Origin of the sequence: Nocardiopsis ganjiahuensis DSM 45031, assembly GCF_000341085.1 — a bacterium.
Lineage (GTDB): Bacteria > Actinomycetota > Actinomycetes > Streptosporangiales > Streptosporangiaceae > Nocardiopsis > Nocardiopsis ganjiahuensis.
In genome coordinates this window covers 13,522-33,566 of the sequence record NZ_ANBA01000008.1, presented here as the reverse complement: position 1 = coordinate 33,566, position 20,045 = coordinate 13,522, and the positions used below count along the sequence as shown (strand labels likewise).

Sequence of the window (20,045 nt, the reverse complement as noted above, 5' to 3'; positions counted from 1 at the left end):
CGGCACAAATCCGCTTGCCTGCCGACAACGCCCCTGCGAGCATGCACCCCATGCAGATCGTGACCCCGGCCCAGCGCCCGGACCCGGCCCAGGCACCGAAACGCCCCACCACCCCCACCGGAGGCTCACGTCGACGTCGCCGTCCGTACCCCACCGGAGCCACCCCGTGACACCACCGCCCCTGCCCCCGGTCCAAGGCCTCAACCCCGACGGCACCATCACCCGCGAAGGATCCCTGGACCGGGTCCCCGCCGCCTTCGCCCCCGTGGTCCAGACCCTGCGCACCCGCCTGAACGACGTCTTCGGGCCCCGGATGCACAGCGCCTACCTCTACGGCAGCATCCCCCGCGGCAACGCCGTCCCCGGAGTATCGGACCTGGACGCCCTGGTGGCCCTGCACACCGCCCCCGACCAGGACGACCGCGACCGGGCCCGCACCCTGGAGCAGGAGATCGACGCAGCCTTCCCCCAGGTGGAGGGCGGCGGCATCCTCCTGGACTCGGCACCCAACCTGACCAGCGACCTCGAACTCCACGACTCCGGGTTCTTCGTCTCCTGCCTGTGCACCCCGCTGACCGGCCCCGACCTGGCCCGACAGCTACCCGACTACCGGCCCACCAGCCTTGTGGCCCGTGAGACCAACGGCGACCTGCACCTGTCCCTGCCCCGCTGGCGCACCACCCTCGACCAGGCCGGCACCGACACCGAACGGCGCCGTCTGAGCCGGGGCATCTCCCGCCGCCTCGTCCGCGCCGGATTCACCCTGGTCATGCCCGCCTGGGGCGGCTGGACCAGCGACCTGAACCTGGCCGCGGACGTCTTCGGCCACTACCACCCCCAACGCCACCAGCAGATGCGCGCCACCGCCCGCACCGCCCAGCAGCCCACCGCCGACCCCGACCACCTGCGCGAACTCGTCGAGGACCTCGCGCCGTGGCTGTCCCAGGAGTACACCGCCGCCCACGGCCTCAAAGCACCCCGCCCCTGACCGGAGCGGCACAGCCTGCCGGCTGACCCCCTGCAACCGGGTCAACTCCCGGCTCCGCCCGGTCAGGGGACGGTGCGTCAACCAGGAGGTCGCCATGTGCCGCCGCCCCGCCCGGGGCGGGGCGGCCCGCCCCGGAGGGCTGTTTCAGCGACCCGCGGACCCCTGTTTTTCTCAGACCCGTTCCAGGGGCAGATGCGCCCCTTCGGGCTCCCACACCTGTACCGCCGTCCCCGGCTCGACCACACCGCCCTCCAACACCACACCCATCACCCCGGCCCTGCGCACCAGTTCGCCCCGCTCGTCCCGGTACACCATCTGCCTGAGCAGCCCCTGGGAGAACCCGTCGATCTGCGCACACGGGTTGCGCAGCCCGGTGATCTGCACCCGCGCCCGCCCCAGGCCGAGCACCGTGCCCCGGGACAACCCCAACAGGTCCAGACCGCGGGTGGTGATGTTCTCGCCCATCTGTCCCGGCGCGACCTCGAACCCGGCCAGGGCGACCTCCTCCAGGAGTTCGGCGTGTATCAGATGCACCTGGCGCAGGTTGGGCCGGGTGGGATCGGCCGCCACCCTGGAGCGGTGCTTGACCGTCGTCCCCAGGTGCGCGTCCCCTTCCACCCCCAACCCGGCCAGCAACCGGATCCGCGGCCGGACGGGTTTGCTGAAGGTGTGCTCGGGACTGCTGCTGACCGACTCCACGACGGGGGCCATGGCCACCCTCCTGAGGTGAGTTCCAACGGGCACCCCAGCCTAGAGACCACCGCACGGACAGCCCGATCCCACCCCCGGGCCTTTCTGGCACAACGGAACCACCAGCCCCCTGCCGGGTCTCGGGTCCCACCACCCGGGCCGGCCCCCGGGCCCGGCCCGCCACCCGCTCGCCCACCTGCCGAGGCCACCTCAACAGCCCCGGCCTCCCCCGTCCGGCGGAAGGTGATCAATACCCACGGGCGCTCGTACCGGCCAGGCATCGGCGTACTCCACCCCGTGCTCGGGTGCCAGCAGCCGCCCGGTACGCGCGTCCACGCACACCGAACGCACCAGCTCGGCCCGCCCCAGGGGGTGGAACCGGCCGGCGTGCACCCACCAACCGCACAGGTGCCGGCGTGGAACGGGACGCCCGTCGGGCCGCACATGAGCGGTGGCACCGGTGAAAGTACGCAACAGCACCCCCACCCGTTCCTGACCGCACACCGCGCGCCGCAGATCGGTGATCACCGCGGGGTCCTCGACCACCACCCCCCTACCCACACACCGCAGCACGGTACGCACTCTGGGACGGGTCCCCACAGTGAGCACGTGCAGATCGCCGGGGGCAGGGGCCACAAGGGGGACCACGAAGGCCTGATGCTGGCACATAAGAGCAGTATGGGCAGCCACACCACCCCGAACCGGGTTGTCCACAGGCCCACTTGCCCCACCCCGCCTTCGCACAGGAGCCGCACGCCACCCCCCGCGGCGGCAGGATCCGCACGGCCACCGCGACCAGACCCGGACCAGGCCGATGACCAAAGGGACCTCCGACAGGGCGGGCAAGACCCCGGCACCCGGTCAACCCCCGCCCAGACCCCCCACCGCGCGCAACTCGATCCGGTTCAGGCGCTCCAACGCCGCGGCGGCGGCCTCGTCAGCGGGCAGGTACACCACCAGGTACTGACCCCCGGCGTCCCACCGCTCGTAGGACAGGCGCAGCTCACCCACCCGGGGGTGGGACAACCGCTCCACCCCGGTCGTGGACGGCGACGGCGAAGGGGCGGCCATCCGTTCGGTGAAGGGCTCCCCACCCACGATCTCCAGCTCCTCCACCAGGTGCGCCAGGTGCGGATCCTCGGGGGCGGCCTCCGCACGCAGCTCCGCCAACCGGGCATCGGCCACACTGTCCCAGTCCGGGTAGGCCTGGCGGGCACGGTCGTCGGCGAAGACGAACCACACCCGGTTCGAAGGCTGCTCGTCCTCGGTGTCCAACAACCCCAACGGCCCCATCAGCCGCTCGTAACCGACCGTGTGCGCGAGCGTCTCCCCCAACCGGTTGAACAGCGCCGCAGGAGCGGGCTCCAACCTGTCCAACAGCGCGCGCGTGCTCGCCCGCACCCGCCGTTCGGGCGGCAACCCGCCCGGGCACAGCGCCCCCGCCCCCGAGGCCACCTTGGACAGGTTGCGCAACCGCACCCGCTCGCCCACCGACAACCCCATCGCGTCGGCCAACGCCACCAGCACCTGCGGCGAGGGGTTGTGGTCGCGCCCCTGCTCCAACCGGGTCAGGTACTCCACACTCACCCCCGACAGCGTGGCCAGCTCCGCCCGCCGCAACCCCGGGGTACGGCGCCGCGCCCCCGTCGGCAGACCCACCCGCTCCGGCGGCGTCGACTCACGGCACTCGCGCAGGAAAGCGCCCATTCCACTCCGGTCCATGCCGCGAGTCTACGAGCCCGCACCAGCACCGATCCTGGCCCTGCCAGGGCCAGTCTCCACACGGCCTTCCTCCCCACCCGCCCACCACCGCAGACTCCTCCTGTGAGCTCCCCACCCCACCCGACCGACCACCCCCGGAGCCCACTCCCGGGGCGAGCCGCCACCCACCACCCCTCAGAAAGGAACCCGACCTGATGCGCCACCAACTCCTGGGCCCCTCGGGCCTGCGCGTCTCCCAGCTCTTCCTGGGCGCCATGACCTTCACCGACCCCGAAGAAAGCCGCCGCATGCTCGACCTCTACCAGGAGGCCGGCGGCAACGTCATCGACACCGCCTCCGCCTACGGCGACAGCGAACAGATCCTCGGAGAACTCCTCCAGAAAAAACGCGACCACCTCGTGCTCTCCACCAAGTTCACCCTGCCCCGCGACCCGGCCGACCCCAACTCCGGCGGCAGCCACCGCAAGAACCTCACCCACACCCTCGAGCAGAGCCTGCGCCGCCTGCGCACCGACTACATCGACCTGCTGTGGGTGCACACCTGGGACGAGTACACACCCATCGAGGAGACCATGCGGGCCCTGGACGACGCCGTGCGCGCGGGCAAGGTCCTGTACGTGGGCGCCTCCAACCTGCCCGCCTGGGTCGTCGCCCAGGCCAACACCCTGGCCCACCACCGGGGATGGACCCCCTTCAGCGCCCTGCAGGTGCCCTACAACCCCCTCCAGCGCGACATCGAACACGAACTCCTGCCCATGGCGCGCGCCCACGGGCTGAGCCTGGCCACCTACAACGGCCTGGCCGCGGGGGTGCTCTCGGGCCGCTACACCGACACCGCCCCCACCGCCCCCACCGGCGGACGGGTCGATCCGGCCACCCTGACCGAACACCAGCACCACGCCGCACGCACCATCACCCAGGTGGCCACCGAGGTCGAGGCCACCCCGGCCCAGGTGGCCACCGCCTGGGCCCTGCACCGCTCCCCGCGCCTGCACCCCATCATCGGCGCCAGCCGCGCCCACCAGCTCAAGGACAACCTGGGCGCCGTGGACCTGGCCCTGCCCCCACAGGCCATGGAGCGGCTCGACGCCCTGGCCGGGTTCGAGCTCGCCTACCCCCACAGCCTGAACGCCGACACCCAGACCTGGCTCAACGGTCACCACCACGTGGCCCCACCGGTGCCCGAGCGCCCCTACGGCCGCTAGGCCCTCGACACCGCAAACGGGCGCACACACAAGGCGGAACACGGCCCGTGCCGTGTTCCGCCCCGGCCGCGCGCAGTCTCACCCGCACACGTGAACGACCGGTCCGCTCACACCGGACCGGTCAGCGCGGTGTTCACCTCTTGTTGGTGAGGAAGCCCGGGCGTTCACGCCCGGGAGGAATCGCCGTGCCCGCTGAACCTTGAGCGCAGGCGGCAGTGCGTGGCGGGTTTCGGGGGAGTTTTGTGGTTCGGCCCCGCGGGCGGGGGCGGGGTCGTTACTGTGTTCGATTATGAAGGTGGTCGTGCGGGTGAAACTGCTGCCCTCGCCGGTACAGGCGAGGGCGCTTGCGGCGACCCTTCACGCCTGTAACCGGGCCGCGAACCACGCCTCCCACATCGCGCAGAACACCGGGGCCCGCCGCAAGTACGCCCTTCAGGAGAAGGTCTACCACCAGCTGAAGGCCGAGTTCGGGCTCTCGGCGCAGCCCGCGGTGCGGGTGATCGGCAAGGTCGCCGACGCCTACACCACCCGTGCCGCGAACCTTCAGGCGGGGAACCTGGGCCGGAAGGGTTCGGTGAAGCGCAAGCGGGTGGAGGCCACCCCGATCGCTTTCCGTGCGGACGCCGCCCAACCCTTCGACGACCAGTGTGTGTCCTGGCGGATGGACGCCCGCACCGTCTCGATCTGGACGGTGTCGGGCCGGTTGAAGAACCTTGGCTTCACCAGCTCCCCTGACCAGCTCAAAATGCTGGCCGAGCACCGCCAGGGTGAGAGTGCCCTGATTTGCCAGGACAGGGCCTGGTTCCTCGCAGCAGTCTGCGAGGTCCCCGAGCAGCCCTTGAATGAAGAGCCAGAGGGGTTCATCGGGGTGGATCTGGGGATCGTGGAGATTGCCACCACCTCTACCGGCCAGCGCCATGGCGGGCGGCAGTTGAACCGGTACCGGCGCCGCCAGATGCGCCTGCGCGCCAAGCTCCAGGCCAAGGGCACCAAGAGTGCCAAACGGGTGCTCAAGCGCCAGCGCCGTAAGGAGTCCCGGCGGGCGCGGGATGTGAACCATCGGATTTCGAAGAGCATCGTGGGACAGGCCGAACGCACCGGCCACGGGATCGCCCTGGAAGATTTGAAGGGCATCCGTGGCCGGGTACGGCAGGCCCACCCGTCGCCCGCCACCACCCTCAACGGACGCCTCCGGCGCAGTCCTGCCAAGAAACAGCGAGCCGCGTTGCATGCGTGGAGTTTCGCGCAGCTGCGCGACTTCATCACCTACAAAGCGCGCAGGGCGGGGGTACCCCTCGTGGTCGTGGAGGCGGCCTACACCTCCCAAACCTGCTCGGAGTGCGACCACACTTCCAGAGGCAACCGGCCCTCGCGGGCCCGGTTCGTCTGTCGGGGGTGTGGAGTCATCTTGCACGCCGATGTCAATGCTTCACGCAACCTCGCCCATCGCGGTGAGGCTGTGTGGATCGCGGGGCGCCCGTCGACCGCCCCCGCACCCTCCGGTTAGGAGGGGTGCTGGACGCGGGAGGCCGGATCCACCTGCCAGGTGGGCGCCTACCTGCAAGCCCATGGGCTTCAGCCACGGGTAGTTGACAGCAGGAGAAACGAGAAGTCCGCTGTGGTCTTGCGCTTGAGTGGGATGTCGGTCTTGACCCGGCGCAGGACCTCGTTGCGGCTGATGCCCAGTCCGTGGGCGATGAGCCGTTCGGGGCGCACCGGGACCGGATCCTGGAAGGCCACCGTGACCGTCAGGGGCCAGGGGCCGTCGGGGACGGTGGGTGCGTGGAGTTGCCAGCACCCGTTCCAGTCGAGCGCGAACCGGTTGCGTCGGGCCAGTACCGGGTCCGCCAGGGTCGTGGCGACCAGGGCGGCGGAGTTGGCGGTGTAGCCCTGCAGCAGTTCGGCCGCCAGTGAGCGGACCGGGACGCGGTGGTGGACGGTGAGCTTGCTGGTGCGGTCACAGCCCACACAGTTGACCAGGAGCCAGACGTCGAGGAGTTTGCCGTTGGCGTTGACGCGGAACCTGCCATCGCCGGTGGTGGCCCGCTCCGAGGAGCAGTCCACACACGCGAAGGCGAGCAGGGGCAGGCGGGTGCGTCGCACGGCCCAGGGCAGCACGAGATGAGGAAGCGAAGACATGAACTCTCTTCAGAACTGACGGAAAGCACGGGGAAGGAGCCGACGGCGACGTCGGCGACCGATGCGTGAAGAAGTCAGATCCGAAGAGCGGGGGGCGTCATGTGCGCGCGAATCCTCTCGTGGGGGGCCAGGCCAACCTAAAGCGGTGCCTGGTTCGCACGCCACCGGTTTTCTCGCGCCCACAACAGGTGCGCGCCTGATGGCCCAGTTCTCCCGAAGCTACGGCGAGGGGCAAAGTAACCGGTGAGTAGCTGCAGCGAGCCCTGTCGCCTCACCGAAGGCGGGTGTAGCAGCGCGGGCAGGCCGGGGTCGTCACCGCGGCGGGGGCGTTCCAGGTGAAGCGGCAGTACCAGCGCCGGCACCGGCGCGACTCGGCCGCGGGGGAGTAGTCGTCGGTGGACAGCGGCGCGGTGTGGTCGCAGGCCGGGCAGGTCCATTCGTGCGGTGTGGTCTCGGTGCCGTGGGCGCGGGTCACCGACAGGTGTAGGCACATGTGGCCCGGGGCGGGGCCGTGCGGGTCGGCCACGTGGCCACAGGCCGAACAGCGCGGGTAGGCGGGTGGGGCGGGGTCGCGGTTGAGCCACACCATGATCAGGGACATCGACGCCTCCAAGGCGGCGGGGCAGTCAGGGCGCGGAGTCGAGGCCCAGTGCGCGCGCGGGCGGGCAGGGGTAGGTGACCTCGCAGGTCAGGCACCGCCGCTCGGTGATGTGGGCGTTGCCGTACAGGTAGGAGGCGTGCAGGGCGCACTCGGCCTGGAGCAGGACCAGTTCGGCTTCGGCCAGGGCCTCCATGGCGGCGTCGGTGCGCGGCGCCTGCTCTGTGAGCTGACGCTGCACATGGTCCTCCGCGCGCAGGGCGGGGTGGGTGTAGGTGGCGGCGTCGGTCTCGTCCAGGGCGTTGGCGTAGTGCAGGGCCGTCCACAGCGCCTGGGCCGGGACCAGCCACGTGTCGGCGTCGGTGTCCTGTCCGGTCAGGACGTCGGCCAGCTCCTGAAGGGCGGCCGGGAGCGGGGGCGGGGCGGGGTCGGTGCGGGCCAGGGTGTCCAGCAGGGCACTCAGGTGGCGGGGGTCAACGGCGACGGTCTCGGCGAACACGTCGGTCCTCCTTCTTCTTCGGGGCGGGGTGTCAGATGCTGATCATGAGTCGGTGGCCGGTGGGGAGGATGCCTTCGGCGCGGTAGCCGGACCAGCCGTGAGGAGCCGGGACTCTCATCACCGCGTGCTCGGCCAACACCGGCTCAAGGACGGACTCGTGCACCCGCACCAGCGCCCACAGTCCGGCGCCGTCCTGGGTCTCCTCCATCACGTCCAGCTCCCGCACGCTGGTGTCGAGCGCGTGCGCCCAGTTGACCAGGCAGCGCAGGAGCGCGGCGTGCGCCGCGGTGGAGGCGTCCGGGTGGCGCAACACCGTCCCGTCGGTGCCGGGCCCGGGAGCGGACATCACCTCGACGCGGATCCCGCCCACGGCGCCTTTGGCGCTCCATCCGTCGGCCAGGCTGAGCCGCTGGGCCGACCATCGGTGAGCGCGGGCGATGCGTGCACCAGGGTGTGTTGGTCCTCGACGGGCAGGTTGGCGGCCGGGCTGAGGGTCACCGGTGGCATGAGGCCGGCGTCAGGCGTCAGAGCGACGGTCAGGGGCGGGAGCTCCCCGGCCTTTTCCAACAGGTGGGCTGCGGCGGTGAGTAGGTGGGGCAGGGGATGGGCGTTCACTCAGTTCTCCGTCAGTTCGGTGCGGCGGCCGCCGGACAGCTCCGGCACGTGCTTGTACAGGGTCGACCTGCTGACTCCGAGCAGGCGGGCGATGGAAGCGACGCTGTTGTCGGGGCGGGTGAGTAGGTCGCGGGCGTGGCGGATCTGCTCCGAGGTCATGGCCGGGGGCCGTCCCAGGCGTTTTCCGGCGGCGCGGGCGGCGTCCAGGCCCTCCTTGGTGCCCTGGACGATGAGTTCACGGATGAACTCGGCCAGGGCGGCGAAGACGTGGAACACGAGCCTGCCGCCGGGGGCGGTGGTGTCCAGCGCTTCGTGCAGGGAGCGAAAGCCGATCCCCGCGCGGCGCAGGTCCCCGACCAGGGTGATCAGGTCGGCCAGGGAGCGGGCGAGCCGGTCCAGAGCGGGGACCACAAGGGTGTCGCCGGGGCGCAGGTAGGCCAGACAGGCCTTGAGGTCGGGGCGCTGAGCGTCTCGGCCGGACTTTTTGTCGGCGAAGATCTTGGAGCACCCGGCGGCTTTGAGGGCGGCGAGCTGGCGGTCGAGCTTTTGGCCCTGGGTGGAGACGCGGGCGTAGCCGACCAGCGCCCCGCCGCCGTGGGCGGGTTCGGGGGCCAGCGGATCGTCCGGCAGGGCGAGAGCGGGAGCGGTGTCCATCCCCTGAGTGCACGAAAAACGGTGCTCTCGGAATAGATGAACACCGGAAGTTTTCAACACGTTTTTCCGACACCCTCAGGCCCGGTTCGGCGCCCTCCGGCGGCGCTCGGGGCACCTGTCTGAGAAACGATCGATTCTCCGACAGATTCGGAGTTGGCCCGGATCGACTGTAGGGTCCTGCTCGTGGCAGATCATCAGGACGAGACCGGGGCCGCCTACGACGGGGTCGTCGAGCTCTACGCGTCGCTGTTCGCCAACCGGCTGGAGACACAACCGTTCTCCCGGGCCATGGTCGCCACATTCGCCGAACTGGTGCGCTCGACGGGCAACTTACGGGCAGCCGACGTTGGGTGCGGACCCGGACATCTGACGGCCATGCTGAACGAACTGGGCCTGAACGCCGTCGGGCTCGACCTCTCCCAGGGCATGATCGACCACGCCAGCAGAGCTCATCCGGCGCTGCGCTTCCAGCAGGCGCGGATGGAGTCCCTGCCGATCGAGGACGGCGCGCTCGGCGGCGTACTGGCCCACTACTCGATGATCCACACCCCTCCGGGGGACGTGCCGAAGCTGCTCGCCGAGCAAGTCCGCGTCCTGGCACCGGGCGGCCTGCTCCTCGTCTCCTGCTTTGGCACGGACGGGCCAGAGCCGGTCCGATTCGACCACAAAGTGGCGCCTGCCTACAGCTGGCCAGCGGAGTGCCTGGCCGAGCTACTGGCCGACGCCGGGCTCGTTCCCTTCGCGCGGCTGCTCCACGACCCGGCCTCCGAACGGGGCTTCCTCGACACCCACCTGCTGGCCCGCCGCCCGGAGGAGCTGGAGACGCTCAAGGAACGGGCTGAGGAGGCGGCCGAGGCGCTACGGGCCCGCGAGCCCTGACCCGACTCAGCGGACCCTGTGGAGTGGGGCCAGATCCTGGCGCAGGTCCACGACGGGCACTCCCTCGGGTGCGTCCACCGATCCCTTGCCGAAGCGCACCCACAATGCCAGAGCACCGGCGTCGCGGGCGAAGGCCAGCTTGGCGGCCGAGGAGCGGTTGGGCGCCGAGTCGATCTCGATCACGACCGGGGCGAAGACCGGGTGCCACAGCACCACGTCCAGACGTCCGTAGCGCTGGGCGCCCGGCGGTAGGACGGGCAGCCCCAGTCCCCGCCAGGCCCGGCCCGTCTCGGCGGGGAAGTAGGCGTCGGTGAAGGCGGTGATCTGCCGGGTCAGAGCGGTGGTGAGCCGTGCCGTGGAGTGGCCCTGGTGGGCGGGGTCGTGCTCGGCGGCCACCGCGCGCACCCACCCGGCCAGCCACGTGTGGAACGCTTCGCCCACCTGGGCGATCTCGGCGGTGGGCAGCGGGCGCGGGCGACGTCCGGTGAGGTGGCGCAGCCAGCCCTGGGCCCAGTGCCCGCGTTCCAGGAGGGTGAGCACCCCGTCGGCGGCCGCGGCCCGGCCCGCCTCGGCCGTGGTGGGCGCCAGGTGCCGGGCCCGCTCGGTGATCGTGGCCAGCACCTGCTCCACCCGCCCGGCTTGGTCCATGACCTGTTCGGCGGCCAGCGCGCCTTGGAGGTGTTTTGCCGCCCACCACCGCCACTCGGCCACCAGCGGGGCCGGCGCGGCGGGTTCGACCTCGATGGCGGCGATCATCTCCTGGGCCTTGCCGACGAAGCCGCGCGCAGCGGCGCCCAGGTCGGCCTTGAGGTAGCAGTCCGCGCACTTGGGCCGGTTCTTGACCACCCGCTCCAGGTGCGGCCAGGTCGCCGGCCCCTCATCGGGGCTGTACAGGCGCACCGCGCCGATGTTCTTCAACCGGGGCAGCAGCTTGAACCCGAGCAGCTCGGTGAAGGCGAACCCCACGATGGACGCGCCGTGGGTGTCGGTGTAGTTGGCCTGGACCTCTGCGTCGGTGCAGTGCCGCAGCACCCCTTCGATCATCGCCGCGACCTCGGAGGAGGAGCACGACTTGAGCTGGGAGTAGATGCACGCCCGGCCCTTGTCGACGTGCCAGTAGATCATCACCCCGTGCCCGCCGTAGCGGGCGTGGAACTCCGTCATCAGGTTCGACTCCCAGGACCCGAACCGCTTGGAGTCCGACGCCGTGGTGGTGGCGGTGCCCCACCAGGTGGCATCCCGAGCGGCGAAGGTCTCATTCACCACCGCGGCGATGGCGCGGCGCAGGTTGTCGCGGGTGATGTGCGAGGCCCGCGTGCGGCGCAGCGCCCCCTCGTCCTCGCCGTGGTCGCCGGTGGCGATCATCTGCTTGATGCCCATGTTGGTCCCCAGCGCGAACAGGCACAGCAACAGCCGCCGGTGCAGGGTCGACTTCGGGATGGCCTCGCGGGTGGCCACCGAAGCGAACTCCTCGCAGAACCCGGTCAGCAGCGCGGTGTCCTTGAGGATGTCGAGCAGGTCGATGGTGCCCCACCGGCGCTGCACCTCCCCCTTGAGCGCTCCCAGGTTCTGCGGCTCGGGCAGCGCCTCCAGCTTCGGCACGCTGATCCAGGGCTGGCCCTTGCGGGTCACGATCCGCACCCCGCCCGTGGTGCCCTTCGCCATCACCACATCGAGCCGGTCCAGGGCCTGGCGCATCCGGGTGCGCACGCCGTCCACGAACGCGTTGGGCTCCACCGGCTTCTTCAGCGCCGCGTAGTGCACGTCCCGGTTGTCCTCGAAGTCGCCGGGCAGGTCGGTGTCGGGGTTGCGCCACTTCCCTGCGCCCTCCACGTAGATCTCCCGCCGGCGCAGGGCCTCGCGCAGCGCGATGAGCACGCACAGCTCATAGGGGATGCGCTCCACCCGCCCCGAGACCTGGTCGGTGACGGCCTCGGCCCAGGCCTTGGGCACCACGCCCTCGATCGGCACGTGCTCGGCGCGGCCGTAGAACTTCTCCTTGCGGTCGACGTCGGTGTAGCGGCCCAGCAGCTCGATCGCCTCCATCACCGGCCGGTAGGCGGTGTTGTTGCAGCGGAAGGACAGGGCGGCCAGCAGCGGGGAGAGCATGCGTCGGTAGTGGTGGGAGTAGGAGCCGCGCAGCTGGTAGCGGACCCGCTCGGCCATCGCCTTCTCCGTGGCCATCAGCTCGCGCGCCAGCTTGCGCAGCGTCTTCTCCCCGCCCGGGACCGCGCTGAAGATCACCTCGGACACCGTCCCGCCGGGCTCGGCCAGGGAGGCGTCCACCATCCGGCGCAGGATGCCCTTCTTGCCCGGCACCGCGGTCAGCTCTCCGATCAGCTCCTTCTCCACCCGCTTCTCCGCGCGGGCGTTGATCCGGTGGATGAGGCGGATCAGCAGCTCCACCAGGGAGTCGATCAGCTCGGCCTGCCGGGTCCAGCACAGCGCGGCCAGCAGGGTGCAGCGCACCAGTTCGGCGCACTCGGCGAAGTCGGAGGGGTACATCCGGGCCGCCCGCGAGCGCCAGGCGGCCACGATCTTCTCCGACACGCCCCCGAACGGCTCATCCGGCAGTCCCAGTGCCTGCACGGTCTTGAGCTTGTCAATCTCGGTCAGCAGGGTTTCCAGCCCCAGCGGGCCCGGATCGGACTTCACGGCCCCCAGCACGCCCTCGGTGCCCAGCACCCGGCTCTGGAGCCGGTCGCAGATGCCCGGACCCAGGCGGGTCATCACGCTGGTGGTGAAGGTCTCCTCGAACCTGCGTACCCCGGAGGCGACGATCCGCTCGACCTGCCCCTCGCGCGGGCTCGATCTTCAGGGTGCGGCACCGGCGCACCACGGCCTGGGCGAGTTCGTCGCGGTCGACCTCCACCGGGCACACCTGGTCCGCCAACCAGTCGGCGAGCTGGTCCTCTTCTTCCTCGGTGGCCGCGTGGGTGCCGTACTTGTCACGGATCTGGCTGCGGTGGTACTTCACCGACCGGGTGTTCCAGGGGTACTTGCCGAACAGGGCCGCTTCCACGCCCACCTGGTCGGCGACGAAGTCCACCGCGGCGGCCGGGATCTCCTCGGCGTAGGAGGGGAAGCGGCCCTCGATCTGGAAGAACTTGAGCTTGAGTGCGAACCCGAGGCGGGTGGCGCCGCTCTTGTTTCCGAGTAGCTTGCGGTCGCCCTCTTCCAGGGTCCACTCGTCTACGAGCTGCTCGGGGGACCGGTCCTGGCGCATGAGGGGTGCCCCCAGATCGTGGCGGTCGGTACTCGACAGCGCACACGATCGCGGACAGGTTCCGGGTTACCGGTGGGTTCGCCCGATCCGTGACCTCAGACCGCTCCCGAAGCTACTCACGGGTTACTTTGCCCCTCGCCGTAGCTTCGGGAGAACTGGGCCGTCCAGGGGCGCGCGGGGGAAGGGGCGGGCGGGGCAACGCTCGAGCCGCCCCCGTGCCGGGGCTCAGTGGTCGGTGACCGTGATCCCCGTGTTGGCGGCCAGGGCGGGGGCCAGCGCGAGCAGTTGGGCCTGGCCGATGACCGCGCCTGCCAGTGAGTCGAAGCCCGAGGCGAGGTCGAGTTCGCTCGCCCCGCGCAGGTCGACCTCGCGCAGCCGGGCCCTGGTCAGGTTCACACCGCGCAGGCTGGACCCAGGGAAGGCGATGCGGGTCAGGGAGGCCGCGCCGAAGTCCACGTCGGTCAGCACGCAGTCCTGGAAGAGCACGTCGACCATGCGTGAGGTGCGGAAGTTGACGCCGTTGAACTTGCACGAGGAGAAGACCACGCGCTGGATGTCGCAGCCGAAGGAGGCGGTCGCGGCGAACAGGCTGGCCAGGACGTGGCTGTCCAGCCAGGTGCATTCGGCGATGTCGGTGCCGCTCATGCGCACCGTGTGCATCCACACGTCGGTGAACCTGCACCGGCGCATGGCCCCGCCCTCCCACCGGGTGCCGGTGAAGGCGCTCTCGATGAACCGTGCGCCGGTGAGGTTGATCCCCTCGAAGGTGTCGCCGTCGAAGTGGACCACGTCGTGGGGGTCCTCGTGGAGCTGGTCCATGGTGAAGGGGCGCAGGTCCTGGGCGTAGGGCAGGTCCGAGAGCGCGGTGGGGACGGTGCGGTCGTTCACGGGGTCCTCTCCCGAGGGCGGCCCTGGGGGCCGCGGGGTGTGGACACGGGCGGGGCGGCGGATGCACACCTGGGCACCACGGTCTGTTGCCTGTGGAACCTACCACCGCGCACCGCCCGGGCCGGCCTGTGCGATGGCCGGGCCGGGGTCGGCACCCCTCCGGAATAACGTTTAGTTGATAACGTTTCTAAGTAACGTTAAGCACTTTGGACAACGAAACGAATCCCCGCGGGGCTGGAAATCCTGACTTCCGATAAGTCAACCTTCTAGGAAGTCAGACCTTCAGGGGTGCCCCAAGCCCCTCCAGACCCCCGATGCGGCCCGCCAACGTTATTGAACCCAGGTCAGGACCCCGCACAAACGAGACGGGTACACCCCAGGCTGTACTGTCCTGGGGTGTACCCGTCTGCTGTGTCCCGCGCCTCGCCTACTCCGGGGCGGAAGGCGCCTCCAGGACGAAGAAGAGGAACCCGATCTTGGTCGAGAGCTCCTGGAAGTCCTCGGGGAACAACTCACGGGCGGCCGGGTCGGGCTGGGGCTCACTGATCACACACAGCCGAAAACCCGCGGCGGTGAAGGCATCGGTCATCGCGTGCAGAGGCCTGCGCCAGAACTTCATCGCCGCCGACCGCCCACCGAAGGAGAACTCGTCGCGATAGCTGGTGGTCGCGAAGTAGTCGGGCCGCGGATCCTGGATCGCGTAGTCCACGAACGGGTGGTGCACCGAAGCGATCAGCCGACCGCCCGGACGCAGCACCCGCCGCATCTCGGCCAGCGTGGGCCCCCAGTCCCTGAGGTAGTGCAGCACCAGGGAAGCGACCACGTCGTCGAACGCGGCGTCGGGGAAAGGCAGGGGATCGGCCAGATCACCCACCCGTAGATCCGCCTCATCGCCCAGGCGCCGCCTGGCCAACGCCACCATCGAAGCACTGGCGTCGATACCGCTGACCTGGGCGCCGCGCTCACGCAGAGCCGCCGCAAGCGGGCCCGCCCCGCAGCCGGCGTCCAGGATCCGCCGCCCCGACACCTGACCGGCCAAGGACAGCATGGCGGGCCGCTCGTAGTAGGCGTTCTGGACACCGCTTTCGTTGTGGGCCGCGTAGTCCTCGGCGAAGCCGTCGTAATCGTTGACCCGAACCGCATCAGAAGGCGCAGCGGGGGTGTCAGTTACTCGATCCATCACCGGAGCCTAGTGCGCACCCGCCCCACCCGACAGGACCACCGGGCGCCCCCACCCCGGGCGGGGCACCTGCCCGCCCCACCCCGCACAGGTACCGCATAGGCCGGTAATCCGGTGCACCACAAGAAGTGCACCCACCAGCTCCGCTGCACCCGCCGCCCCACCGGTGGACGAGCGCCCCCCTTCCCGGACCGGAAACACCTCTGGCATCGGCGGGCGGGCACTGTTACTGTCCGAACAACGACCTACCTGAGCCCCAGGGGAGTCCGCGCCGTTCGGCGTGTTCGATTCCCGGAGGCAGGCATGTTCCCCATCAACGCCCCACATCGGTCCACCGCACTGTGGGACATGGTCCAGGGCCCGATGCCGCGCGGACTGCTGGGCGTCGGCGACCCCGACCTACACGTGATCGACGGCGTCCCCACGATGTACCTGGGCGGCTTCTCCACGACGTTCCGCAACCGCCTGTACCGTGCGCGCCTGGCCCCCGGCCAGGCCCTGGACAGCGGACGGTGGGTGTGGGACACCGACACCCGCGGCCGGGTACGGCCACTGGTCCAGGACCCTCCCCGGCACGGGTGGGACCGCGCGGGAATGCACACACCCTCGTTCGTGCCCGGCACCGACGACCACCCGCCGCGCCTGTACTACACCGGCCGCGCCTCACCCCAGCACTACGGAAACCGCAGCAGCTACGCGATCGGGGTCCTGGAGTACCGCCAGGGACGCTGGGAGCGCCGTGCGGAGCCCGTCCTTGTCGGCAGCGCACCCCGCAAAAGCGTCCTGGAACCTCTCGTGATCCATGACCGGGGCCGCTACGTGATGTGGTTCCAGGCCAACCCCAACGAGATCGGACCGGGTGAACTGCCCGACTACGAACTCCGGGTCACCGAGAGCACCGAGAGCACCGACGGGATCGCGTGGTCACCACCCCAGGTCTTCGCAGGACCCCAGGAGGGGTTCTTCGACAACGCCGTCCACCGTGTGGGGCAGCGGTGGGTCATGGTGCTGGCCCGGGGATCGAACCTGCACAACACACCGAACTTCCCCCACCAGGGCCTGTGGGTCATCACAGCCCCCGAACTCGTTGCGGACCGGTCGGAGTGGACGGCCCCGGTGCGGATCCTGGACACCGATCGCGCGGACACACCCCAGTGGATGGGACGTGGTGTGTACGGGCCCGCGCTGCACACGCTGGAGGGCACCGAAGAAGCGGTCCTGATGTACACCGCCGTCAGGGCCGCCCCCACCTGGGCCGCGTTCAACCTGCGCCGCCTGCTCGGCGGCAAGCGCCCGGTCGTGCCCTCCCCCTTCTACCTCGCGGTGGGGCAGTCGCGGCTGAAGACAGCGCCCCACAGCACGGACGAAGAAGAAGGGTGAGAGCGGCCGGGGCCAGGCCACCACCCCTGCACTGATCGCACCGACCCACCGGCAACGCTTCGCCCCCCGGGCCGCGACAACACCACCCCACCAGCGCCGAAAAACCACAGGCGCCACCCACCCGGGCGTGCGAGGATCCCAGCCCATGGAAGCCGTCCCCGCCGCCGCGTACACGATCGCCGCACACCACCACATCGGCCCCGAACACATCCGCCCCCTGCCCCGAGGCGGCGCCAACCACGTCCTGGCCCTGGGCCCCGACCTGGTCCTGCGCATCCCCCGCACCCCCGACCACTTCGCCGACCTGCGCAAGGAAGCGACCCTGATCCCCCTCCTGGTCCGCGCGGGGGTGCGCACCCCCGCCCTGGTGGACTGGGCCGACCCACCCCATCAGGCCCCTCACCTGCTGCTCCGACGCGCCCCGGGCACCGACCTGGCCCACCCCGGCGGCCACCGCCCCCCACCACGGGTCCTGGCCCAGATCGGCCGCCAACTGGCCCGCATCCACACCATCCCCACCACCGCCCTGCCCGCACTCGCCCACCACGGCGCCCTGACCGAGACCGCACCCCTGCTGGAGCGCCTGCAACACCAGGGCCTGCTGGACGCCCACAACGCCCACTGGCTGAACTCCTGGTGCGAGCGCCTGGCCGCCCTCCTTCCCCCCGACCCCGCACCGACCCTCGTGCACGGCGACCTGGCCCCGCAGAACCTGCTGGTGAGCACCACCGACGACCGCACCGGCGCACTCACCGCCCTCGTGGACTGGGGCGATGCCGCCCTGGCCGACCCGGCCACCGACTTCGCCAAGCTCCCACCCCACTGGCTGCCCCCGGTCCTGTCCGCCTACCGCCACACCCTCGGAACACCCCCCGACCACCCCTGGGAGGCCCGCGTCCTGTGGCACCACCTGACCTGGGCCCTGGCCCGCCTGGCCGACCCCCTGCCCCGACCCGGCGAGCGCCACTGGAGCGCCCCACCCGCCAGCCGCCTGCTCGGGCTGCTGCACCTGTTCACCTGCCCGCCACCCGCACCCTGGCCCGACCTGACCTGACCCCGCACACACCCCACAACCTCCCTCCCCACACCCCGCACATCGGCGTGTGGTAGCTTTCCCCCGCAGACCACGACCGAGGAGGTGGGACCCATCACCGCAGTAGCAGGCTGGGCGCGCCCACCCCGCGGTCTTCGCCCCCACACGGTGTAGGCGAGCGCGGGAGCGCCCTCGGGCATCCCGAAAGGCTCCCTTTGTCACCTCACGCGTCACTGCTCTCTCCCACCGCCCTCATCACCCAGCTGCGCCAGGCCGGATGCGTCTTCGCCGAAGAGGAAGCGGAACTGATCACCGCCACCGCCCGCACCCCCCACGAACTCGTGCGCATGGCGGACGCGCGCAGCACCGGACTGCCCCTCGAACACGTCCTGGGCTGGACCCGCTTCCACGGTGTGCGCCTGGTGGTGGAACCGGGGGTGTTCGTCCCCCGCCCGCGCACCGAGTTCCTGGCCGAGCAGGCCCTGGCCCTCACCCGCCCCCAAGCCCTGGTCGTGGACCTGTGCTGTGGCACCGCCGCCCTGGGCGCGGTCCTGGCCACCCACCGGCAGGGGGTGCGCGTGCACGCCGCCGACATCGACGCGGCCAGTGTGCGCTGCGCCCGCCGCAACCTCACCCCCCTGGGCGGGCAGGTCCACCACGGCGACCTGTTCGACCCGCTGCCGCCCGCCCTGCTGGGTCGGGTGGACGTACTGGTCGTCAACGCCCCCTACGTGCCCACCCGCGAGATCGGTCTGCTCCCGGCCGAGATGCGCGAACACGAGTCCCAGCGCTCCTTGGACGGCGGACCCGACGGCCTGGACGTGGTGCGCCGGGTCGCCGCCCGGGCCCGTGTGTGGCTGGCACCCCGAGGCCACCTGTTGGTGCAGGCCCACCCCGACCAGGTGGCGCAGGCCTGCGACGCCTTCACCCGGGGCGGCCTGGTGGCCACCTCGGTGACCTGCCAGGACACCGACACCTCCGTGGTCGTGGGCCGGCGCCCGCCCGCCTGAGCGCCGGGGCGCCCACCCGCCCGCGATTCCACAGGTGCGCCTCGCCCCCGGAGCCCGAGCGCACACGTGTTCCCGGCCCCGCCCCTCGAGCCCTCCCGGGGGGTGTCGCCGGTGAGCAGGGCGCCCTCATGGGTGCCTGACCCCTGCGGCGGCTCGGCCCTCACCTGCGCCGCCGGTGCGGGCCGAGCCGCTCCCGCCTGCCCACCGGCCCGCCGGTCAGGGCGGTCCAGCTGGACGCAGCGGGCCCCACAGCCCGCGGCCACCGACCACAGCCCCTATCCCAGAGCTCTCACAGGTGGGCCAGAACCCGCCCCAGATGGTGCTCGGCGATGGCGAGCATCTCCTCGCGGTCGGGGTAGTCGCCCTCCAGCAGGCGCAACGGGCCGGCCACCAACGACAGGTGCTGAGCCAGCGTGTACAGGTCCATGCGCGCCGGATCCAGACCCGGCCGCGCCAGATGCTGCTCATACAGGCCTGCGAAGCGCAACCTCAGGAAGGTGTGCTCCCACTCGGCGTCGAAGTACATCAGCCCCTCGATGTCGATGAGCACCGGCACCCCCTCCCCGTCCACCAGGACGTGGTCGGGACCCAGCTCACCGTGGATCACCCCGTGCCCGGAGCGAGGCCGCACCCGCTCGGCCAACGCACGCAGGTGCTCACCCAGTCGGGGAGCGACCCGGGCCAGCTCCGGGCGCCGCCGAGCACCCTCCTCCACATCGTTCAGGGCCCGCTCCAGAACGAGGCTCTCGCACGAGCGGCCCCGCACCAGCGGCCGCGACACCTTGCCCAACCCTTGGTGGGTGGGGGCGGCCATGGCCGTGAGCGCCTGACCCAACCGCTCCAGCACCCCGCCCACCCAGGCGGGGTCGCTGCGTGCGATGTGCTCCTCCAAGGTGGGGCCGCGCACGTCCTCGACCAGGGCCGCGTCACCGGCCAGCCCACGGTGGTCGCGTTCGACCAGGTACACCCGGGGCGAGCGCACCCCCAACGACTCCAGGACCCGGGCCGCGCCCACGAACAGGTCGACCCCGTCGGCGTGAGCGAAGGGATCGGTGCCGTCCTCACCCGGGGCGGGGTCGGGCCAGTAGTTCTCGGCACCGCTCCACACATAGGCGACCACGCTGGAGCCCTGGTCCAGTTCCAGCCGGTACACGCCCTTCTTGGTGCCACCGCGCAGCCGCTCCACCCCCACCACGCTCACCCGGGAGCCGAACGCCTGACGGGCCAGGTCCTGCAACGGGGCAAGGTGGGCGAACCCTCGTATGGTGCTCATGGTCACGACTCCCGGGGGTGAAGGAACAAAGGGGGGTGAGAGGAGCGGCGGACAGGGCCTTCGGAT

General features: G+C 71.0%; 18 protein-coding genes and 1 pseudogene. 7 read left to right on the top strand and 12 right to left on the bottom strand.

Annotation, left to right across the window (positions count from 1 at the left end; all coding sequences use genetic code 11):
* The first annotated feature begins 166 nt into the window (after window positions 1–166).
* Window positions 167–988, top strand: a complete 822-nt coding sequence (locus tag D458_RS0108710) for a nucleotidyltransferase domain-containing protein (protein WP_017586346.1) — start codon at window positions 167–169, stop codon at window positions 986–988.
* A gap of 171 nt (window positions 989–1,159) precedes the next feature.
* Here the strand turns inward: D458_RS0108710 and D458_RS0108705 are convergent, their stop codons facing one another.
* The 3 genes from D458_RS0108705 to D458_RS0108700 form a co-directional block, all read right to left on the bottom strand.
* Window positions 1,160–1,699, bottom strand: coding sequence for an MOSC domain-containing protein (locus tag D458_RS0108705; RefSeq protein ID WP_017586345.1), 540 nt, complete (start codon window positions 1,697–1,699; stop codon window positions 1,160–1,162).
* Window positions 1,700–1,888: 189 nt separating this feature from the next.
* Entirely contained in the window at window positions 1,889–2,239 is a 351-nt protein-coding gene (locus D458_RS36310; RefSeq protein ID WP_152521093.1) for a hypothetical protein, read from the bottom strand.
* A 300-nt stretch (window positions 2,240–2,539) separates the two neighbouring features.
* On the bottom strand, window positions 2,540–3,400 hold the full coding sequence (locus tag D458_RS0108700; RefSeq protein WP_026119124.1) for a helix-turn-helix domain-containing protein: 861 nt from the start codon (window positions 3,398–3,400) through the stop codon (window positions 2,540–2,542).
* 194 nt (window positions 3,401–3,594) lie between these two features.
* On the opposite strand from D458_RS0108700, the gene D458_RS0108695 reads away from it, so the two are divergent.
* Together D458_RS0108695 and D458_RS0108690 are read left to right on the top strand one after the other, a co-directional pair.
* The gene (locus tag D458_RS0108695) at window positions 3,595–4,605 is read left to right on the top strand and encodes an aldo/keto reductase (RefSeq protein WP_017586343.1); all 1,011 of its coding nucleotides are present in this window, start codon (window positions 3,595–3,597) and stop codon (window positions 4,603–4,605) included.
* 289 nt (window positions 4,606–4,894) lie between these two features.
* A complete protein-coding gene (locus D458_RS0108690) occupies window positions 4,895–6,112 on the top strand; it encodes an RNA-guided endonuclease InsQ/TnpB family protein (RefSeq protein ID WP_017586342.1) in 1,218 nt (405 codons plus the stop codon).
* A gap of 68 nt (window positions 6,113–6,180) precedes the next feature.
* Here the strand turns inward: D458_RS0108690 and D458_RS0108685 are convergent, their stop codons facing one another.
* The 5 genes from D458_RS0108685 to D458_RS0108660 all read right to left on the bottom strand — a co-directional run bounded on the left by D458_RS0108685 (window position 6,181) and on the right by D458_RS0108660 (window position 9,110).
* Window positions 6,181–6,744 carry a DUF1062 domain-containing protein gene (locus tag D458_RS0108685; protein ID WP_026119123.1) on the bottom strand — a complete coding sequence of 188 codons (564 nt, stop codon included), beginning with the start codon at window positions 6,742–6,744 and terminating at the stop codon, window positions 6,181–6,183.
* 271 nt (window positions 6,745–7,015) lie between these two features.
* Entirely contained in the window at window positions 7,016–7,345 is a 330-nt protein-coding gene (locus D458_RS0108680; RefSeq protein WP_017586340.1) for a hypothetical protein, read from the bottom strand.
* A gap of 25 nt (window positions 7,346–7,370) precedes the next feature.
* Entirely contained in the window at window positions 7,371–7,841 is a 471-nt protein-coding gene (locus D458_RS0108675) for a hypothetical protein (RefSeq protein ID WP_017586339.1), read from the bottom strand.
* Window positions 7,842–7,872: 31 nt separating this feature from the next.
* On the bottom strand, window positions 7,873–8,211 hold the full coding sequence (locus D458_RS0108670) for a hypothetical protein (RefSeq protein WP_017586338.1): 339 nt from the start codon (window positions 8,209–8,211) through the stop codon (window positions 7,873–7,875).
* A 245-nt stretch (window positions 8,212–8,456) separates the two neighbouring features.
* The gene (locus D458_RS0108660) at window positions 8,457–9,110 is read right to left on the bottom strand and encodes a recombinase family protein (protein WP_017586336.1); all 654 of its coding nucleotides are present in this window, start codon (window positions 9,108–9,110) and stop codon (window positions 8,457–8,459) included.
* 183 nt (window positions 9,111–9,293) lie between these two features.
* Between D458_RS0108660 and D458_RS33225 the strand changes: the two genes are divergently transcribed.
* Window positions 9,294–9,989: a class I SAM-dependent methyltransferase gene (locus D458_RS33225; protein ID WP_051049650.1), complete on the top strand. Its 696-nt coding sequence runs from the start codon at window positions 9,294–9,296 to the stop codon at window positions 9,987–9,989.
* Window positions 9,990–10,817: 828 nt separating this feature from the next.
* Here D458_RS33225 and D458_RS38230 read toward each other — a convergent pair.
* From D458_RS38230 to D458_RS0108640, 3 genes and pseudogenes are all read right to left on the bottom strand, one after another.
* Window positions 10,818–13,215 (bottom strand): annotated as a pseudogene (locus tag D458_RS38230) (Tn3 family transposase); the annotation flags it as partial.
* Window positions 13,216–13,440: 225 nt separating this feature from the next.
* On the bottom strand, window positions 13,441–14,103 hold the full coding sequence (locus D458_RS0108645; protein WP_017586333.1) for a pentapeptide repeat-containing protein: 663 nt from the start codon (window positions 14,101–14,103) through the stop codon (window positions 13,441–13,443).
* 427 nt (window positions 14,104–14,530) lie between these two features.
* On the bottom strand, window positions 14,531–15,283 hold the full coding sequence (locus D458_RS0108640; protein WP_026119122.1) for a class I SAM-dependent methyltransferase: 753 nt from the start codon (window positions 15,281–15,283) through the stop codon (window positions 14,531–14,533).
* A gap of 303 nt (window positions 15,284–15,586) precedes the next feature.
* Between D458_RS0108640 and D458_RS0108635 the strand changes: the two genes are divergently transcribed.
* The 3 genes from D458_RS0108635 (at window position 15,587) to D458_RS0108625 (ending at window position 18,706) form a co-directional block, all read left to right on the top strand.
* A complete protein-coding gene (locus tag D458_RS0108635) occupies window positions 15,587–16,663 on the top strand; it encodes a hypothetical protein (RefSeq protein WP_017586331.1) in 1,077 nt (358 codons plus the stop codon).
* Window positions 16,664–16,808: 145 nt separating this feature from the next.
* The gene (locus tag D458_RS33215; protein ID WP_017586330.1) at window positions 16,809–17,717 is read left to right on the top strand and encodes a phosphotransferase family protein; all 909 of its coding nucleotides are present in this window, start codon (window positions 16,809–16,811) and stop codon (window positions 17,715–17,717) included.
* A gap of 194 nt (window positions 17,718–17,911) precedes the next feature.
* Window positions 17,912–18,706: a putative protein N(5)-glutamine methyltransferase gene (locus tag D458_RS0108625; RefSeq protein WP_017586329.1), complete on the top strand. Its 795-nt coding sequence runs from the start codon at window positions 17,912–17,914 to the stop codon at window positions 18,704–18,706.
* A 289-nt stretch (window positions 18,707–18,995) separates the two neighbouring features.
* On the opposite strand, the gene D458_RS0108620 is transcribed toward D458_RS0108625, so the two are convergent.
* On the bottom strand, window positions 18,996–19,979 hold the full coding sequence (locus D458_RS0108620; protein ID WP_026119121.1) for a phosphotransferase family protein: 984 nt from the start codon (window positions 19,977–19,979) through the stop codon (window positions 18,996–18,998).
* Window positions 19,980–20,045 lie beyond the last annotated feature (66 nt).

What these genes read in the sequence shown, in the direction of transcription:
- D458_RS0108705 (WP_017586345.1), bottom strand. Translation starts at nt 1,699, where the DNA reads ATGGCCCCCGTCGTGGAGTCGGTCAGCAGCAGTCCCGAGCACACCTTC.
- D458_RS0108700 (WP_026119124.1), bottom strand. Translation starts at nt 3,400, where the DNA reads ATGGACCGGAGTGGAATGGGCGCTTTCCTGCGCGAGTGCCGTGAGTCG.
- D458_RS0108695 (WP_017586343.1), top strand. Translation starts at nt 3,595, where the DNA reads ATGCGCCACCAACTCCTGGGCCCCTCGGGCCTGCGCGTCTCCCAGCTC.
- D458_RS0108690 (WP_017586342.1), top strand. Translation starts at nt 4,895, where the DNA reads ATGAAGGTGGTCGTGCGGGTGAAACTGCTGCCCTCGCCGGTACAGGCG.
- D458_RS0108685 (WP_026119123.1), bottom strand. Translation starts at nt 6,744, where the DNA reads ATGTCTTCGCTTCCTCATCTCGTGCTGCCCTGGGCCGTGCGACGCACC.
- D458_RS0108680 (WP_017586340.1), bottom strand. Translation starts at nt 7,345, where the DNA reads ATGTCCCTGATCATGGTGTGGCTCAACCGCGACCCCGCCCCACCCGCC.
- D458_RS0108660 (WP_017586336.1), bottom strand. Translation starts at nt 9,110, where the DNA reads ATGGACACCGCTCCCGCTCTCGCCCTGCCGGACGATCCGCTGGCCCCC.
- D458_RS0108640 (WP_026119122.1), bottom strand. Translation starts at nt 15,283, where the DNA reads ATGGATCGAGTAACTGACACCCCCGCTGCGCCTTCTGATGCGGTTCGG.
- D458_RS0108635 (WP_017586331.1), top strand. Translation starts at nt 15,587, where the DNA reads ATGTTCCCCATCAACGCCCCACATCGGTCCACCGCACTGTGGGACATG.
- D458_RS33215 (WP_017586330.1), top strand. Translation starts at nt 16,809, where the DNA reads ATGGAAGCCGTCCCCGCCGCCGCGTACACGATCGCCGCACACCACCAC.
- D458_RS0108620 (WP_026119121.1), bottom strand. Translation starts at nt 19,979, where the DNA reads ATGAGCACCATACGAGGGTTCGCCCACCTTGCCCCGTTGCAGGACCTG.